Source organism: Palleronia sp., assembly GCF_042089775.1.
In the GTDB taxonomy this organism is placed as follows: domain Bacteria; phylum Pseudomonadota; class Alphaproteobacteria; order Rhodobacterales; family Rhodobacteraceae; genus Palleronia.
Genome location: NZ_JBELKF010000025.1, coordinates 27,067 through 44,763 on the forward strand (window position 1 = coordinate 27,067; position 17,697 = coordinate 44,763).

Annotated in this window: 15 protein-coding genes; 11 read left to right on the forward strand and 4 right to left on the reverse strand. The window is 66.2% G+C overall.

Annotation, left to right across the window (positions count from 1 at the left end):
• Window positions 1–71 precede the first annotated feature (71 nt).
• The 3 genes from ACFDS3_RS08675 to ACFDS3_RS08685 are packed head-to-tail and all read left to right on the forward strand — an operon-like array spanning window position 72 to window position 2,829.
• The gene (locus ACFDS3_RS08675) at window positions 72–1,076 is read left to right on the forward strand and encodes a TRAP transporter substrate-binding protein (RefSeq protein ID WP_375261957.1); all 1,005 of its coding nucleotides are present in this window, start codon (window positions 72–74) and stop codon (window positions 1,074–1,076) included.
• Complete coding sequence (locus ACFDS3_RS08680) at window positions 1,076–1,525, forward strand: TRAP transporter small permease (protein WP_375261958.1); 450 nt, start codon at window positions 1,076–1,078, stop codon at window positions 1,523–1,525. The genes ACFDS3_RS08675 and ACFDS3_RS08680 overlap by 1 nt, the downstream gene beginning before the upstream one ends.
• Window positions 1,522–2,829, forward strand: a complete 1,308-nt coding sequence (locus ACFDS3_RS08685; protein WP_375261959.1) for a TRAP transporter large permease — start codon at window positions 1,522–1,524, stop codon at window positions 2,827–2,829. The genes ACFDS3_RS08680 and ACFDS3_RS08685 overlap by 4 nt, the downstream gene beginning before the upstream one ends.
• 37 nt (window positions 2,830–2,866) lie before the next feature.
• Here ACFDS3_RS08685 and ACFDS3_RS08690 read toward each other — a convergent pair whose 3' ends face one another.
• From ACFDS3_RS08690 to ACFDS3_RS08705, 4 genes are read right to left on the reverse strand one after another with little or no spacing between them, the layout of a single operon-like run.
• The gene (locus tag ACFDS3_RS08690; RefSeq protein WP_375261960.1) at window positions 2,867–4,516 is read right to left on the reverse strand and encodes an amidohydrolase; all 1,650 of its coding nucleotides are present in this window, start codon (window positions 4,514–4,516) and stop codon (window positions 2,867–2,869) included.
• A gap of 31 nt (window positions 4,517–4,547) precedes the next feature.
• Window positions 4,548–5,903: an aspartate aminotransferase family protein gene (locus tag ACFDS3_RS08695; RefSeq protein ID WP_375261961.1), complete on the reverse strand. Its 1,356-nt coding sequence runs from the start codon at window positions 5,901–5,903 to the stop codon at window positions 4,548–4,550.
• Window positions 5,900–6,559, reverse strand: coding sequence for an HAD-IA family hydrolase (locus ACFDS3_RS08700; protein ID WP_375261962.1), 660 nt, complete (start codon window positions 6,557–6,559; stop codon window positions 5,900–5,902). Before ACFDS3_RS08700 ends, ACFDS3_RS08695 begins: the two co-directional genes overlap by 4 nt.
• Window positions 6,552–7,310 carry an IclR family transcriptional regulator gene (locus tag ACFDS3_RS08705; RefSeq protein ID WP_375261963.1) on the reverse strand — a complete coding sequence of 253 codons (759 nt, stop codon included), beginning with the start codon at window positions 7,308–7,310 and terminating at the stop codon, window positions 6,552–6,554. Before ACFDS3_RS08705 ends, ACFDS3_RS08700 begins: the two co-directional genes overlap by 8 nt.
• Before the next feature lie 143 nt (window positions 7,311–7,453).
• Here ACFDS3_RS08705 and ACFDS3_RS08710 point away from each other — a divergent pair, with 143 nt between their 5' ends.
• The 8 genes from ACFDS3_RS08710 to ACFDS3_RS08745 all read left to right on the forward strand — a co-directional run bounded on the left by ACFDS3_RS08710 (window position 7,454) and on the right by ACFDS3_RS08745 (window position 16,728).
• Window positions 7,454–8,398 carry a tripartite tricarboxylate transporter substrate-binding protein gene (locus ACFDS3_RS08710; protein WP_375261964.1) on the forward strand — a complete coding sequence of 315 codons (945 nt, stop codon included), beginning with the start codon at window positions 7,454–7,456 and terminating at the stop codon, window positions 8,396–8,398.
• A 71-nt stretch (window positions 8,399–8,469) separates the two neighbouring features.
• On the forward strand, window positions 8,470–9,009 hold the full coding sequence (locus ACFDS3_RS08715) for a tripartite tricarboxylate transporter TctB family protein (RefSeq protein ID WP_375261965.1): 540 nt from the start codon (window positions 8,470–8,472) through the stop codon (window positions 9,007–9,009).
• 11 nt (window positions 9,010–9,020) lie between these two features.
• Window positions 9,021–10,538 (forward strand): tripartite tricarboxylate transporter permease, encoded by a 1,518-nt coding sequence (locus ACFDS3_RS08720; protein WP_375261966.1) that lies wholly within the window; start codon window positions 9,021–9,023, stop codon window positions 10,536–10,538.
• Between the two features lie 3 nt (window positions 10,539–10,541).
• Window positions 10,542–12,029: an aldehyde dehydrogenase gene (locus ACFDS3_RS08725; RefSeq protein ID WP_375261967.1), complete on the forward strand. Its 1,488-nt coding sequence runs from the start codon at window positions 10,542–10,544 to the stop codon at window positions 12,027–12,029.
• Between the two features lie 13 nt (window positions 12,030–12,042).
• Complete coding sequence (locus ACFDS3_RS08730; RefSeq protein WP_375261968.1) at window positions 12,043–13,329, forward strand: Tm-1-like ATP-binding domain-containing protein; 1,287 nt, start codon at window positions 12,043–12,045, stop codon at window positions 13,327–13,329.
• A gap of 365 nt (window positions 13,330–13,694) precedes the next feature.
• A complete protein-coding gene (locus ACFDS3_RS08735) occupies window positions 13,695–14,498 on the forward strand; it encodes an IclR family transcriptional regulator (protein WP_375261969.1) in 804 nt (267 codons plus the stop codon).
• Window positions 14,495–15,781, forward strand: a complete 1,287-nt coding sequence (locus ACFDS3_RS08740) for an aspartate aminotransferase family protein (protein ID WP_375261970.1) — start codon at window positions 14,495–14,497, stop codon at window positions 15,779–15,781. The genes ACFDS3_RS08735 and ACFDS3_RS08740 overlap by 4 nt, the downstream gene beginning before the upstream one ends.
• Window positions 15,778–16,728 carry a phosphotransferase enzyme family protein gene (locus ACFDS3_RS08745; RefSeq protein WP_375261971.1) on the forward strand — a complete coding sequence of 317 codons (951 nt, stop codon included), beginning with the start codon at window positions 15,778–15,780 and terminating at the stop codon, window positions 16,726–16,728. Before ACFDS3_RS08740 ends, ACFDS3_RS08745 begins: the two co-directional genes overlap by 4 nt.
• The last annotated feature ends 969 nt before the right edge of the window (window positions 16,729–17,697 follow it).

Here is a 17,697-nt window from a genome sequence, read left to right on the forward strand (position 1 = left end):
AATCTTTAGCTAGGCCGCAAGCAGATCCAACGCTCGGGGAGGAGCACATGAGAAAACTATGTGAACTTTGTATGATTTCCGTGGGAGTCTTGTCGGTCGCGGGGCCCGCGGTCGCGCAGGACATGGAACTGGTGATGTCGAGCTGGCTGCCCCCGCGGCACCCCATCGTGGTCAACGCGATGAAGCCGTGGGCAGAGGAGGTCGAGGAGGTGACCGAAGGGCGCGTCAGCGTCCGGGTTCTGGCCTCGCCCCTGGGCGCGCCGCCCGCGCATTTCGACATGGCCCGCGACGGGGTGGCGGACATCACCTACGGCCTGCACTCGTTCAGCCAGGATGATCGGTTCGACGCCAGCCAGGTCGGGCAGTTCTCGTTCCTGGGCGATGATGCGGTCGACGTGTCCAAGGCATTCTACACCGTCTATACCGAAGATCTGGGAGCGGCCGAAGATCACGAAGGCACGCATATCCTTGGTCTCTTTACCCACGGCCCGGGCGCATTTCACAACGCGGAACGCCCCATCGAGGCGCCCGCCGACTTCAGCGGCCTGAAAATCCGCGTTCCCGGCGGCTATACCGCGACGCTGATGGAGGGCCTTGGCGCCACGCCCGTCTTCACCTCGTCCACCGAAGTCTACGAGCAGCTCTCGCGCGGGGTGATCGACGGCGCGACCTTCACCAAGGAGGCGCTGACGGCGTTCAACCTGACCGACGACATCGAATACTCGCTGACCGTTCCGGGCGGGATCTACAACACGACGTGGTTCCTCGTGATGGACGAGGACAAGTGGCAGCAGATCAGCCCCGAGGACCAGCAGGCGATCAGCGAGATCTCGGGCCTCGCCTTCGCCGAGCGGGTGGGCAAGGCGTGGAACGACGCCGATGCCGCCGCCGAGGAAGAGATCGCCGATGCCGGGATCGAAACCAGCACCGCGAATGAAGAGGTCGTCGCCGCGATCCGCGCGGTCGCCGAACAGGCCGAGCAGGACTGGGCCGAGGGTCTGGGCGAGGGACGCGATGGCGCCGCCGCGCTGGAGCGGCTGCGGTCGATGACCGGCACAAACGCACAGACGAACTGATGATGCGCATCATCACGGGCGGGCTCGAGATCTTCTCGGGCCTGCTTCTCGTCGCGCTGATGCTGGTCACGGGGATCGACGTGGTCGGGCGCTACCTGTTCGACGCGCCGCTTCCGGGCGCCTTCGAGACGACCGAGCTGCTTTTGGGCGCTCTGGTCTTTGCCGCCCTGCCGCTGGTCAGCCGCGCGGGCAGCCATGTTGAGGTCGATCTTCTGGCGACGGTCCTGCCCGAGCGGATCGGAACGTATCTTCTGTGGCTGGCATCGGTCGTCGCGGCGGGCGTTCTTCTGGTCTTTGCGTGGCGATTGCTCGAACTGGGGCTGCAACAGGCGGAGGCCGGGACCCGGTCGATCTCTCTGCATATCCCCTTTGCTCCGTTCGCGATCTTCGGGGCGATAACCTGCCTTGTCGCGGCGGTCTTCGGGTTCGCTCGGGTGGCTCGGCGATGACGGAATCCCTTGTCGGCATCGCAATCCTGCTGGTGCTGGTCTTCCTGCGCGTGCCCATCGGCTTTGCCATGGCGCTGGTCGGCGGCATCGGCTTCGCGTTGATGCGCAGCATGGACGCGGCGGGCGCGATGATCGGCAGCACGGTCTTCGACACCGGGCTGAGCTACACGCTGTCGGTCGTGCCGCTGTTCATTTTCATGGGCAACGTGCTGGCGCAATCGGGCATCGCCCACGGCTTGTTCGCCGGAGCGGACCGGCTGTTCGGACGGATGCGCGGGGGACTGGCCCTGGCCACGGTGCTGAGCTGCGGCGGCTTTTCGGCCGTCTCCGGCTCGTCGTTGGCGACGGCGGCCACGATGAGCCGCGTCGCCCTGCCGCCGATGCGCAAGTTCGGCTACGACGACCGGCTTGCGGCGGGATCGATCGCGGCGGGAGGCACGCTGGGCATCCTGATCCCGCCCTCGGTGATCCTGATCATCTATGGGCTTCTGACCGAGACCGATATCGGCGACCTGTTCATCGCGGGGCTGCTGCCGGGCGCGCTCGGCATCCTGCTGTACCTTCTGGCTGTGATCGTGACCGTCCGGCTGGACCCGTCGAAGGCGCCCGAGGTCGGCGAGGTCGTTCCGATGAGCCGTCGCGACACGACCGGCGTTCTGGGCACGCTGGCGCTGTTCGTCTTCATCATGGGCGGCATCTATGGCGGCGTCTTTACCCCGATCGAGGCCGGCGGCATGGGTGCGCTGTTCGCGCTGGTGCTGGCGCTGGCGATCCGGGGGCTCGACTGGGCCGGGTTCAGGACGGCCGTGCGCGAGACGGTGCTGGCGACGGCGATGATCTTTGCGATCATCATCGGGGCCGAGATCTTCTCGACCTTCATCAATTTTGCGGGGCTGCCGGCCGAGATGGTGGACCTGATCTACGAGATGGACCTGTCGCCCTGGCTGGTCATCGGCGTCATGGTGCTGATCTACCTCGTGATGGGCTGCGTGTTCGAGAGCCTGTCGATGATCCTGCTGACGGTGCCGGTCTTTTACCCGGTGGTGCAGCAACTCGATTTCGGCGGCGGGATGCTGGGCAATCCCGACGACGTGCTGATCTGGTTTGCAATCGTGGTGGTCGTCGTGACCGAGATCAGCCTGATCACGCCGCCCGTCGGGATGAACGTGTTCGTCATGCGCTCGGTCATCCCCGACATCGAATTGATGACCGTGTTCCGCGGGGTGTTCCCGTTCTGGATCGCAGACCTGGTGCGGCTCGCACTGCTGATCTTCGTGCCGTGGCTGTCCCTGGCGCTGCTATGAACAGGCGCGGCGGCAGCGAACCGCCGCGCCGCAGGGGTCAGTCGGCCGCGTAGACCTCTTCCCCGCCGATATAGGTTGCGATGACCGTGGTGTCGTGGATCTCGGTCGGGTCGATCTCGAAGATGTTGCGGTCGATGATCGCCAGATCGGCCAGCTTGCCAAGCTCGAGCGTACCGGTCAGATGGGCCCGCCCGTGAAGCTGCGCGGCGTTGCGCGTAAAGAGGTCGAGCGCCTGTACGACGGTGATCTTCTGGCTGGCGCCCGTCTCGGTCTCGCTGCCGCCGGGGGCCTGGCGGGTGACCAGCGTCTCGATGGCGGGCCAGGGATTGACGAACGGCACGACCGGCCAGTCCGAGCCGGCCACGGAGAGGACGCCCGCATCAATCGCGTCCGCCACCGGGATCCACCGCTCCATCCGCGCGTCGCCGACGGCATGGCGGATGCCCTGGACGATGGGGTGGTCGAAGAAGATGTAGGGCGAGAACTCCATGACAGCGCCGGCAGCGCGGGCCCGCTCGAAATCCTCGGGCGCGACAAAGCTCAGGTGGGCGATGTTGTGGGTCGGGCCGACGGGGCCGTTCTCTTCGCGCGCATACTCGATGGCCCTGATGGCGGCACGGACGGCGCCGTCACCGGCGGCGTGGATCTTGGTCATCATGCCCATCGCGTCGAACTTGGCGACCTGGGCGTTCAGCTCGTCCTGCGGCACCATCAGCATGCCGGTGCCGGGTTCGCCGTCATACGCGCCGTGCTCGTAGGGCGCCAGCATGGCCGCCGTGTTGGAGTCGGTGGGCACGCCGTCGAGGAACAGCTTCACGCAGCGCGGCTCGACCGGATCGATGGCAAAGCTGCCCCGCTGTTCGATGGCCTCGGGGTCGCGGACGGTGATGCAGGTGATCGCGCGTTGCTTGAACTCCCCGGCCTCGGCCAAGGTGGCGTAGGCTTGCATCGTCGGGCCGTCGGCCAAGGCCTCCATGATCGCGGTGATGCCGTGGGACAGCATCTGGTCCTGGGCAAGAGCCAGCGCGGTTTCCAGTTCCTCGGCGGATGGAGCGGGGATCGCGCTTTCCACGAGACCCGTCGCGCTTTCGTGCAGGACGCCGGTGGGCGCGCCGTCGTCGCCGCGTTCGATGATCCCGTTTTCGGGGGCCTGCGTGTCTGCGTCGATGCCGGCGGCGTCCAGAGCGGCCGTGTTCGCCCAACGGCTGTGCAGGCTGACGTCGGTCAGCACCACCGGATTGTCGGGGGCAACCTCGTCGAGCGCGGCGGCGGTCGGGCGTGCGCCAAGGGTCGAGGTCTCGTAAGATCCGCCTTGAATCCATGCGCCCGGCGCGGCGTCGGCCGCGCACTCGGCGACGATATCCAGCAGCGTCTCCATGTCCGAGCCCTGAGGGATCAGGCACTGCGTCTGTTTGAGACCGGCGGAAACGGCGTGGACGTGGCTGTCATGCAGACCCGGCAGAACGGTTGCGCCGTCCAGTTCGACGACCTCTGCACCCTCGGACATCGCTTCGGCGGCATCCCCGAAGGCGACGATGACGCCATTCTCGACGGCCATCGCCGTTTCGAACCCTTGCGGGGTGTAGACCGTGCCGCCGCGAAAGACCATGTCGGCCGCCTCCGCAAGCTGCGGCGTCGAAAGGGCGAAGGCCGATGCCCCCAAGATGAGCGTGACGGGTCTTGTCATGGATCTCTCTCCTTCTGCTGCGTTTCGCGTCTTACGCCACGGCGGCCAGGCCTTCCGACAGCGCCCAGAGCACCGTGTCGATTTCGCCCGCATCGATGATGAGCGGCGGGGACAGGATCATGTTGTTGCCCGAGACCCGGACCATCACGCCGGCCTCATAGGTCGCCTGATAGACCTTGCCGATCGTGCCCTTGTCGATCGGGGCCTTCGTGTCACGATCCGAGACCAGCTCGATCGCGCACATCAGGCCGTGACCGCCGCGCACATCGCCGATGATCGCGTTCTTTTCCTGAAGCGCCAGGAGGCCGGCGAAAAGCTGGGCACCACGGTCGCGGGCGTTGTCCTTGACTTGCAGGCGCTCGGTTTCCTTCAGGCAGGCGATGGCGGCGGCGGCGCCGACCGGGTGGCCCGAATAGGTGTAGCCCGATCCGATGGCGCCACGGCCAGAGGTGTCGCCTTCGAAGGTCCCGGCCACGCCGTCGCCGATCATCACCGCGCCGAAGGGGAAATAGCCGTTGGTGATGGCCTTCGCGATGCACATCATGTCGGGCTGCACGCCCCAGTGGCGGGACCCCGACCACGAGCCGGAGCGGCCAAAGGCGGTGATGACCTCGTCCGCGATCAGAAGGATGCCGTACTTGTCGCAAATCGCGCGGACGCCGGGCATGAAGCTCTTGTGCGGGGGGATGACGCCGCCGGCGCCCAGGATCGGCTCCATGATGAACGCGGCGATGGTGTCGGCGCCCTGGAACTTGATCTCGTCCTCGAGCGCGGCGAGGCAAAGCTGCGCCAGCCGTTCGGGGTCGGTTTCATCGAACGGGTTGCGATAGGTGTAGGGCGCTGGGATGTGAAAGCAGCCCGGCATCAGCGGCTCGTACTGGGTGCGGAAATTGGCGTTGCCGTTGACCGACGCGCCCAGCGTGTGGGTCCCGTGGTAGCCCTTCTTCAGGCTCAGGTACTTCGTACGACCGGCCTCGCCACGGATCTTGTGGTACTGCCGGGCGAGGCGCAGCGCGACTTCGACCGAGTCCGATCCGCCCGAGGTGTAGAAGCAGCGCGCCATGCCGTCGGGGGCAAAGAACTCGCGCAGCATCCACGACAGTTCGACGGCCACATCGTTGGTCGTGCCGCGGAAGGTCGAATAATACGGCAGCCGGTCGAGCTGTTCGGCGATGGCGTCCTTCACCGGCTGGCACGAAAACCCGAGATTGACGTTCCACAAGCCGCCGACGGCGTCGACGGTCTCGTGGCCGTCGACGTCGCGGATGCGCACGCCATTTCCTCCGGTGACGATCACCGGCGGCTTGGCGATGCTGTCGGCGGGATGAGCCATCGGTTGCCAGAAATGGCGCGCGTTGTTTTCCCGGAGGAAATTGTCGTCCTTCATGAGAGTCTCCCTGTCAGGCCGAGCGCATCGAGGGCCCGGATGTAGCTGTCACGCGGGGCGCGGACGTCGAAATGGATTGTGCCGAGGCCCAGGGCATCGGCCCCGCGGATGTTGCGCAGCTGGTCGTCGATGAAGACGCACTCCGCGGCGGGAAGGGCGAGCCGGTCGAGCACCTCGGCATAAGCGCGCGGATCGGGCTTGAGGATGCCGGTATGGGTGGCGTCGACGACGACATCGAACTGCGCAAGAAACGGCAGCTTCTCGCGGAAGTCGGCCCCGTAGAAGAGATCGAGCTCGTTCGACAGGATTGCCAGCCGAATGCCGTTCGCAGAGCAGATGTCAAAGGTCTGCAGGGCCTCGGGGCGGATCACCTGGGCCGGGGCCGCACCGCGCGCGGCACGCACGAAGTCGGACATCTCGGTCCAGTTGGCCCCGACCAGCGCGCCGACCTCTTCCGTGCGCCGGTGCCAGTAGTCGCGTTCGGTGATCTCGTCGGCCTGCATGGCGCGCCAGAGGGCGTCGGTCTCGGGCGCGAAGGGGCCGCGCCATTGCAGCGTGCCGGGCGGCAGGCCAAGGGCGCGCTCGCTCAGGTCATGGGTCTCGAACAGGGTCCGCGAGATCACGCCGCCGAAATCGAGGATCAGCGCCTCAGGCATCTTGCGCCTCGGGTGCCCGCCCGCCGAGCGCCTTGCTGACGAGGGGGGCCAGGTCCCGCAGCCGTGCAACTGCGCGCGCCTCGTCCGCCCGGGCTGCAGGGGCGGCGACGGCAATGGCCCCGCAGGCATCGTCGAGCAGGCCGTAGACCGGCAGGGCAACCGAAACGACGTCGGGGTCAAAGAACCGCTCGGAGATGGAATATCCCCTGTCACGCGCCGCCTCGATCCTTTCGCGCAGCGTCTCGGCATCGGTGGGGGTCGTTTCGGTATAGGCGTCGAGTGGCCCGTTCAGGACCCTGTCGCGCAGGGCCGCGGGGCCGAAGGCAAGAACGGCGATGCCGGATGCCGTGCCATGCAGCGGCAGCAGACCGCCGGCGTCGAAATAGACAGCCGTGCCGTGGACATGGGGGTCGGCGTGATGGATCGGCGCCAGCGCGTCGTCTTGCAACAGCGAGAAATGGACCAGCTCGCCCAGGTCTGCCGCAGCGGCATCGATGATCGGAGCGACGGCGGTGCGCAGGGGAAAGCAGGTCTCGCGGATCGTGGCCAGCCGCAGAACTGCCGGACCCAGCCGGTAGGCGCGTGTGGCGGGGTTCTGTTCTACATAGCCGAGCGATTCGAGCTCGCTCAGGTGGCGATGGACCGTGGCCTTGTCCCGGCCGACGCGGCGATGAAGGTCGGTCAAACCGATCTCGGGCCGGTCGATCGAAAATTCGTCGAGAAGCTTCAAGGCCTTGGTGGTCGTTCCCATGCGTTCCGCCCGGTGGTGATCTGGAGCCCAGCCGCAAAATGCTGACGCTGCGACAAAGGAAAGTTGACAGAAGCAAACCCCCAAATCAATACTATTCGAAACAACGGTTCGAATAATGAACCACACACCGACAGGAGAGATGAATGAAAAACGTAAGGATCCTTGCCGCCGGATTGCTTGCCGGCGCCGCGCTGCTGCCAGGGATGGCCGCGGCGGACTATCCCGAAGGCCCGGTGGAATTCATCGTGCCGTTCCCGCCGGGCGATCTGGAAGACGTGCTGACCCGCATGATCGCCGAGGACTTCCAGGCCGAATACGGCGTGCCCGCCGCGGTGGTGAACAAGCCCGGCGGCGGCGGCGGTCCCTTTCCCGGCGCGGTCGAGGCGTCGATGGCCGGAACCGACGGCTATACGGTCGGCTCCTTCGTCTCGGACGTGCCCGTGATCGGTCCCGAGATCGGCATCCCGCCCCTGAACCCGTTTCCGTTCGAGCCGCTTGGCCGGTTTTTGACCTATCCCTTCGTCATTGCCACGGCCGGCGACGCGCCCTTCGCGACCATGGAAGAGCTGGCGTCATACGCGGCCGATCACGACGTGGTGCTGGGTCATTTCGGCTCGGAGCTCGCGCCGACTCGCGTGACCTTCGCGCTGGCCGAAGAGATGGGCTTTTCCTACGGCTCGGACGCGGCGTTCGACGCACTGGACTGCAACTCGCTGGCCTCGGGCGATGTCGATGTCATCAACACGACGTTGCAGCAGGTTCGGCCCTGCCTCGACGATCTGACGATCCTTGCCTCGATCGGGGAAAAGCGGACCGGGATGACGCCCGACACCCCGACCGTCGCCGAGATCGTGCCAGAGCTGGCGATCTCGCTCTGGAACGGCCTGTATGTCCATAAAGATACCCCGCAGGAGGCGCGCGACGCCATCGTCGCGGTCGCCAAGAAGACGGTCCAGTCCGACCGGGCGCAACAGCTGGCCGACGACACCGGTGCGCTGGTCTACTGGGAAGACGCCGAGGCCACGGCAAACCAGATCGAGGCGGACAAGGAGACCACCGCCCGCATCAACGCGCTGTTGGGCGAGTGACTCCTGCGCGGCCGGACTGATCCGCCGGCCGCATTTCATCGGACCTGCCGACCGATCGAGGAGACGGACAGATGGCCTATGTCCAGACGCTGAAGGACCTGTTCAAGCGGTATCGTCGTCCCGGCGATCTTGTCTTTGCAACGGTCTTCTTTCTCTTCTCGCTGGTGGCGCTGCTGAGCCTCGGCACCCAGGTGGCCTGGGTGGCGGGGAACGAGCTGGCAGCCCAGCCCGCGTTCTGGCCCACGGTGGCCGTCGGGGCCATGGTCGTCTGCGCAGGCTTTCACCTTGCCGGGTCCCTGGCGTCGCCCCGGATCAGCGGGCGCTGGGCCGAGGTCTGGATCTGGGTGCGCAGCTTTGAATATGCCGCCTGGTTCATGCTTTACGTGCTGGTCGTGCCGCGGGCTGGATATCTCGTCGCGACGGTGATCTTCGCGTTCGTCCTGTCCCTGCGGGCCGGATACCGCCGCAGCGCGGTCTTGGCGGCGATGCTGGGTGGTGTCGCAGTCGTCGTGATCTTCAAGGGCCTGCTGGGCGTGCACGTGCCCGGCGGCGACCTCTATCGGCTTCTGCCGCCCGGGCCGGTGCGCACCTTCCTTCTGTCATACCTCTGAGAGGCGGGCTCATGGACACGCTCATCGCTGGCGCGTTGCTTCTTCTGGACTGGTCCGTCGTGCTGGCGCTGGTCGTCGGGTCGATCGGGGGCGTCATCATCGGCGCGATTCCGGGGGTCGGACCCGCGGTCGCCATCGCGATCCTGCTGCCGGCGACCTTCGCCCTGCCACCGCTGGTGGGGCTGACGATGCTTCTGGGCATCTACGGCTCGTCGATGTTCGGGGGTGCGCTGCCGGCGATCCTGATCAACACGCCCGGAACGGCGGTCAACGCGCTGACCACCTATGACGGCTTTCCGATGACCGAAAGGGGCGAGGCCAAGCGGGCGCTGACGCTGGCCTACTCGGCCTCGTTCTTCGGGGGGGTGGTGTCGATACTCGCCCTGATCTGCCTGTCGCCGCTTCTGGCCTGGATCGCGCCGCAATTCGGCAGCCGCGAGATCTTCCTCGCGGCCCTTCTGGGCATCATCCTGGTGGTGCTGGCGCATCGCGGGCAGACGATGGCGGCGGGGATGCTGGCGGCCTTCGGCATCCTGCTGTCCACGGTGGGGATGGAGCCGTCGAACTACACGATGCGCTTCACCTTCGGGCAGGGGTGGCTGACCAGCGGAATCGACCTGATCGTCGTGGTGCTGGGTCTTTTCGCGCTGAGCCAGGCGTTCGTCCTGCTGGTCGAGGAAGACCGCCGCCCGGCGCCGCAGCCCGTCACGGGGTCGATGTTCCAGGGCCTGCGCGAGCTGTTCGCGCATACCAGGGTGGCGTCGGCGGCCTCGGGGTTCGGCGTGATGATGGGGATGATTCCGGGGGTCGGAGAGTTCACCGCGCAGTTCATGTCCTATACCTATGCCCGCCGCACCTCGAAGACGCCCGAGGCGTTCGGGCACGGCTCGCCCGAGGGGCTGATCGCGTCCGAGGCCTCCAACAACGCGGTCCCCGCGGCCGCGATGATCCCGCTTCTGGCGCTTGGCATCCCCGGCGAGGCGCTGACGGCCATGATGCTGTCGGTGTTCTACGTCCACAACGTCGTGCCGGGGCCGGGGCTGTTCCAGAACGACATGGATTTCGTCATGGCGCTGTATCTGGCGCTGTTGCTGCTCAACGTCATCGTGCTGGCGTTCCTGCTGATCTCGACCAATCTTCTGGTGAAGATCATCCAGGTGCCCACGCGGCTTCTGGGTATCCTTGTCCTGATCCTGAGCTTCGTCGGTGTCTTCTCCTTGCGCAACTCGGTCAACGATTGCGCCATGGCGGCGGGGTTCGGGGTGCTGGGAATGATCCTGAAGCGGCTGAACCTGCCGGTGGTGCCGATCATCCTTGGAATGGTCCTTGGCGCCATCATGGAGACGCGCCTGCGGTCGGCCATGGCACGGATCGACGGACCGCTGGATTTCGTCAGCCGCCCGATCGCGGCCGGGCTGGCCGTGATCATCGTGCTGGTGATCGTCTCGCACGTGCGCTCGGTCGGTCGCGAGATCGCGGACCGGCGCGAAGATCCCGATCACGAGCTTCACGACTCGCAAACGAGGTAACCCATGTTCGACCAATCCGCCATCGATGCGCTGCGCGATGCGCCCGTCACGCCGGGCCGCCTTCTGATCGGCGGCGACCGGCGCGAGGCGGGTGACGGTGCGACGCTGGTCGTGATCTCGCCCTTGAACGGCGCGCGTCTGACCACCATCGCGGACGCGACCTCCGAGGACGTCGAGGATGCCGTGCACGCCGCGCGCGCTGCCTTCGAGGATCGCCGCTGGGCGGGGCAGCCCCCCGCGGCGCGCAAGAAGGTCCTCCTGGAATGGGCTGACCTGATCGAGCGTGAGTGGCTCGATCTGGCGGTGCTGGGCGTGCGCGACAACGGCACCGAGATCGCGATGGCCGGCAAGGCCGAGGTCGGATCGGCCGTGGGGGCGATCCGCTGGTATGCCGAGGCGATCGACAAGATCTACGGCGAGATTGCACCCACGGCCGATGCCGCCCTCGGGCTGATCCACCGAGAGCCCGTGGGCGTCATCGGAGCCATCGTGCCCTGGAATTTCCCCCTGATGATCGGGACGTGGAAGCTGGCCCCCGCCTTGGCGGCGGGTAACTCGGTCGTGCTGAAGCCGTCCGAGACGGCATCGCTGACCCTGATCCGGATCGCCGAGCTGGCGCTCGAAGCCGGCCTGCCAAAGGGCGTTCTGAACGTGGTCACGGGGCGGGGCGCGCGCTGTGGGCAGGCGCTGGCGATGTCGATGGATGTGGACGCGCTCGTCTTTACCGGCTCGGGCCCGACGGGGCGGCGGTTGCTCGAGGCATCGGCCAAATCGAACCTCAAGCGGGTCTACCTGGAGCTGGGCGGGAAGTCTCCGAATATCGTGTTCGACGATGTCGAGGATCTGGCCGAGGCCGCCAAGGTGTCGGCGGCGGGCATCTTCCGCAACTCGGGCCAGGTCTGCGTGGCCGGGTCGCGGCTTCTGGTCCAGAAGGGCATCGCGCGCGACTTCACCGACGCGATGGCCAGGATCGCCAGCGAAATGCGCGTGGGGGACCCGCTCGACCTGGGTACCCAGGCGGGGGCGGTAAGCTCGGAAGGACAGCTGGCCCAGAACCTCGAACATGTGCGGCATGCGCAGGAGCAGGGGGCGACCGTCTCCACCGGAGGCACGCGCATCATGCAAGAGACCGGCGGCACCTACATGGCTCCGACCGTGGTCAGCGATGTCACCCCCGATCTGCGCATCTTCAACGACGAAGTGTTCGGTCCCGTGGTGACGGTCACTCCGTTCGAGGACGAGGCCGAGGCGGTCCTGCTTGCCAACGCGACCGAGTACGGCCTCGCCGCCGGGGTATGGACCGCCAATCTGGGGCGGGCGCACCGGATGATCCGCGCCGTCAGGGCCGGCGTGGTTCATGTGAATACCTATGGCGGCGCCGATATCACCGTGCCGCTGGGAGGCATCAAGCAGTCGGGGAACGGGCATGACAAATCCCTGCATGCCTTCGACAAGTTCCTCGACCTGAAGACGGCATGGATCAAGCTATGAGCGGGGGGCGGACATGAGCGACAAGACCATCCTGGTAGCGGGCACCTTCGACACCAAGTCGGACGAGCTGACCTTCATCGCCTCCTGCATCGCGGCGCAGGGGGGGCAGGTGCTGACGATGGATGTCAGCGTGCTGGGCGATCCGCCTGTGCCGGTGGACGTGACCAAGCACGAGGTGGCCGAAGCCGGCGGCAGCACCATCGAAACCGCGATCAACAGCGGCGACGAGAATGTCGCCATGCAGATCATGGCAGCCGGTGCCGCGGCGAAGGCGGCCGACCTCTGCCGCGAGGGCCGGATCGACGGGGCCATCGTTCTGGGCGGATCGATGGGCACCGATCTGGCCCTGGACCTGACGGCCGCGCTGCCGCTTGGGGTGCCGAAATACATCGTCTCGACCGTGGCATTCTCGCCGCTTTTGCCGCCCGAGCGTCTGGCTGCGGATGTCCAGATGATCCTGTGGGCCGGCGGGCTGTACGGATTGAACTCGGTCTGCCGCGCATCCCTCGCGCAGGCGGCAGGGGCGGTTCTGGGGGCGGCCCGCGCGGCGGTGCCGCCGTCGAAGGACCGCCCGCTGATCGGGATGACGAGCCTGGGCAAGTCGGCGCTCAGGTACATGGTCAGCTTGAAACCGGAACTCGAAGCGCGCGGCTTCGAAGTCGCCGTCTTCCACGCCACCGGCATGGGTGGCCGCGCGTTCGAGAGCATGGCGAGCGAAGGCGCCTTCGCTTGCGTCTTCGATTTTTGCACGCAAGAGCTGGGAAACCATCTCTTCGGCTCGACCGTAAGCGCCGGGCCAAGTCGCCTGACAGGGGCGGGCCGGTCGGGAACGCCGCAGATCGTCGCGCCCGGCTGCTATGACTTGGTGGATGTGGTGGGCTGGCAGCCTCCCGACCCTCGGTTCGAGGGGCTCGACAGCCATGCGCATAATCGCCTGATCACATCCTACGTCCTTGATACGAAGGGGCGTGAAGCCGTGGCGAAGGCCCATGCCGATCGACTTGCCCAAGCCAAGGGCGAAACGGTCGTCCTTCTTCCCGAGGGCGGATGCGGCGAATGGGATCGTCCCGGAGGACCGCTGCACGACGCCGCAGGGCTCGCCGCCTTCTGCCGGACGTTCGCCGTGCAGTGCCCGCAGAATGCCGACCTGCACAGGTTGGACTGCCACATCAACGATGCAGGCTTTGCTCGGGCGGCGCTGGCAGTCTTCGACAGGTGGTGCGAGGCGGGGCTGGTGCGATCCCCGAAAGGGACCGCCGATGCCGTCACGCCAGACGGGGCTGCGCGTCGCCCGCTCTAGGTCGACCGATGTGCAGCGTCTTGACGCGAGCTTGCCGATGGAGATGGCCCACCCGCGGTCGATTGGGGGGGGCCTTTGCCTGCATGCCGCATCGACCCTCTTCGCCATGATCCCGAGCCGGGGAACCGCCTGCCGGTTTTGGACCGGGGACGGCTTCGCCGGCTGACCGGAGCCGAATTTCGATCCCCCCGTCCCAGGATCGGCATCGTCGCGCTCGCCGTCGATCTCGATCTATCCGCCACAGGTCGATCCTCGTAAAGAGGTTTCATTATTCGACACTGCCGTGTCATCAATCGTTGACCGACGTGTGGAAAGCGGCGAGAGCTAAGGCAGGGCGCACGCCCAATCGCGAAGGACCACACCCGATGGGGACGATCACGAACGCCCTGACCCTGCTGAACCATTTCTCGTCCGCACGGGCCGAGATCGGACTTGCGAGCTTCGTGCGCCTCAGCGGCGGCGACAAGGCGACTGTGCGCCGATACCTGGTCGAACTTCAGGCGAACGGTTTTCTTGAACAGAACGAGGAGCGGCGGAGCTACCGGCTTGGTCCCGCAGTGCTGCGCCTGGCGGCCGTGCGGGAAAGCAACTTCCCCGTTCGCAGCGTGGTCGCCCCCGTCGTCGACCGGATGGCAGAAGCGCTGGGCGAGCTGGTGCACGCCTCGGTCCTTCAAGGGGGCGGGATGTCGCCGATCTATCACGCCGATCCGCGGCGGCACGGCACCCAGGTGATCTTCGACGAGGCCGAGATGCTGCCGCTGCACGCCACCGCCTCGGGGTTGGCAATGCTTGCCTTCGGTCCAGAGGCGGCGATGGACTATGCCTTGTCCGCCCAGCGCGACTCCTTCGCGGCAAATACGGTCATCGCAGCCTCCGACCTGCGCGAGATCGTGCGGGTGACACGGGCGCGGGGCTTCAGCTTCGCCGACCAGTTCTTCACCAACGAGGTCCTGTCCTACGGAATGCCGTTTTTCGGGATGGATGAAGTCGCAACCGGGACGGTCGCCGTACCGGTCCCGCAATCGCGCATGACCGCCCCGCTGCGCGACGCGATCATCCAGCATCTTCGCGCGGGATGCGCCGAGATAACCGCGGCGCTGAGCGGCACGGTTCCGCCCGATTACCCCATGCCCGACCCTGGGATGGACGCAGAAAGAGGCAGCCCATGACACGCAGCACGGCAGAGCTGATCGCGGACCGCAAACGGCTCCTCGGGCCGAACGTCTCGACCTTCTACCAAGAACCGCTCCACATCGTGCGGGGCGAGGGCGTCTGGCTGTGGGATGCTGACGGGCGCCGCTATCTCGACTGCTACAACAACGTGGCGACGGTGGGGCACTGCAACCCGCGCGTGGTTCAGGCGATCCACGACCAGGCCAGCACGCTGAACACCCACACCCGGTATCTGCACGACGGGATTCTCGACTACGCCGAGGCGCTGACGGCAACGGTGGACGATGGGCTCGACACGGTGCTGCTGACCTGCACCGGGTCCGAGGCGAATGACGTGGCGCTCAGGATGGCCGAAGCGGTGACGGGCAAGCGCGGTATCATTGCCACGGACGCGACCTATCACGGCAACACCGCGCTGGTCAGCCAGCTCAGCCGCAGCAACGAGCCCAAGGTCGGTTTCGGACTGGAGCAGTTCTTTCGCTTCGTCGAGGCGCCCGACAGCTACCGCAACCCTGACCCGGACGGCACCGCCTTCGCGGCCGCGCTGACCAAGCACATCGCCGCGCACGAGGCTGCCGGCATCGGCTTTGCCGCGCTGGTCGTCTGTCCCTACTTCCTGAACGAGGGCTTCCCTCAACATGCCGACGGCTGGCTGCGCCCCGCGGCCGAGGTTGTGCGGAAGGCCGGGGGATTCCTGATCTGCGACGAGGTCCAGTCGGGCTTTGGCCGCACGGGCACCCACCTGTGGGCCCACCAGAAGATGGGCGTGACGCCCGACGTGATGACCCTTGGCAAACCCATGGGCAACGGCCACCCGGTCGGGGGCCTGGTCACGAGCGCCGAGACGATGCGGACCTTCCGCGACGGCTATCGCTATTTCAACACCTTCGGCGGCAATCCGGTCAGCTGCGCCGCCGCCCACGCCGTTCTGCACGAGATCCACGACCGCGATCTGGTCGAAAACGCGCGCATCGTGGGGGCGCACGCGCGCAAGCGGCTGGAGGATCTGGCCATGCGACACGCCTGTATCGGCGACGTCCGGGGGGCTGGGCTGATCTTCGGGGCCGAGATGGTTGTGGACCGCGACACGAAGGAACCTGCCAGCGCCTTCACCGAACGCGTCGTCAACGCCATGCGGGACCGCGGCTTCATCCTGTCGAAGCTTGGGCGGCACAAGAACACGCTCAAGATCCGGCCGCCGCTGGTCTTCTCGATCGAGAACGCGGACAGCCTCATCGACACGCTGGACGACGTTCTGCGCGAGGTGCCACAGCCGTGAGTGCGGCTGTGGTGGAGGCGGCGCTGGCCCTGTGGGGGCTCGACCGGGCCTCCTATCGACTGGTGGCGGAACGTGAAAACCGCGTGTTCCAGATCCACCACGCCGGGCAGCGTTATGCGCTCCGTCTCCACCGGCCGGGCTATCGCAGCGATGCCGAGCTGATTTCGGAACTTCAGATGATGGCTGCCGCCGGGCGCGCGGGGCTGAACGTGCCAAACCCGGTTCCTTCGGCGGCGAAAGAGCTGTTCCATGTGGTGGATGGAACGCAGATCGACCTTTTGGAGTGGCTGGAAGGCGAGGTGATCGGGACCACCACCGAACCTCTTGCCCCCGCGCACGGCAGCGACCTGTTCCAGCGCATCGGGGTCGAAACCGCCCGCCTTCACGTGGCGCTTGACGCGTGGACCCCGCCCGCCGGTTTCACCCGGTGCCACTGGGACCGTGCGGGGCTGCTGGGGGACGCTCCGCTCTGGGGCCGCTTCTGGGACAATCCCACCCTGACGCCAGACGACCGTGACTTGTTCATCCGATTGCGCAACCGCGCCGAGGCGGTGCTGGCCGGGCAGGGGGATGATCTGGATTACGGCCTGATCCATGCCGACCTGGTCCGCGAAAACCTCATGATCTCCGGAGATCGCCTGCAACTGATCGACTTCGACGATGCCGGGTTCGGGTTCCGCCTCTATGAACTGGTGACGACTTTGCTGAAGAACCTGGGCGAACCGCATTACGACGCCCTGCATGCCGCGCTACTGGACGGTTATCATTCCCGGCGGTCGCTGGACCTGGAACATCTGGACATGTTCATGGCTCTACGCGCGGCAAGCTACGTAGGCTGGATCGTTCCGCGTCTCGAAGAGCCGGGGGCCGCCGCCCGCAACACCCGCTTCATTACCACGGCCAGAAGGCTGACCCGCGCGTGGCTGGACGATGCGGCGGTAGCTTGATCGCGATGTTCTGCCCGTAGGTGCTGAACCGCTCGGGGGCCGGGATTTCTCGCTGAGCATTTTTCGGGCTGGGAGAGGTGAGGCTATCCCCGAGATCGGTCCTCTTGCCAAGCTTGCGCCAACGATGACGAGGAGGACAGCGTGGGTGGCAAACGGCAGAAGCACAGCGCCGGGTTCAGGGCCCCTTCGAGGCGAGATGACATTGGCCAACCTGGTGGCAAGGCACGGCGTGGATCAAACGGTTGTCGGCACCTGAAAGCGCCAGGCGCTTGGCGGTATGGGCGGGCTGCTCTCCGGCAAGGCCGAGAAGTTCGCAGAACAGCGAGGTGATCCGTGCAGTTTGTGCCGCTATGGTGGGACGCCCCCCCACTCTGCGCCAACCGGCGACAGCGGCCTGTCAAAAGCCCCGTGATCAAAACCTGAGCGAAACCCGGCACGGGCAATCTCGTCGGGACCGAGAAAGAAGCATCAACGTCCAGCCGCCGCGCAGCCATTACTCAAGCAAAATCGGTTCGATACCTGAAAGCGTATCGCGACGCCGGCATCCCGATTGCGCGGTCTGAGATTGACCCGCGGACAGGACGGGTAGTGATTCACACAAGCGACGCCTCCACCGTCGACCAAAGCAACCCGTGGGATGCTTCATGACACATAAGCGTCAGTTTTCATTGCAGAAATGAATGCGCCCCCCAACCCATTCTTCCGTTCCTCGGGCCGTCCACTGCGGCCGCTCGGAACCGTGCCTCTTTCCGGTGGCATTCGGCGTGTGGCGCGTGAAATGGAACATGGTCCCAACTAGTGTCGAGGGGCGTGGCGCGCAGTTTCTGAGCCGCTGTCGTCGAATCACGCTCGGAGAGATTTTCCTGCCGCACCTGGCCAGATCATCTAGACTCAGGACCCATTAATCAGGTTGCGGCTGTGCGGCCCGCATGATTCACGGCCCTCGAACAAGAGGGGGCGATATGAGTG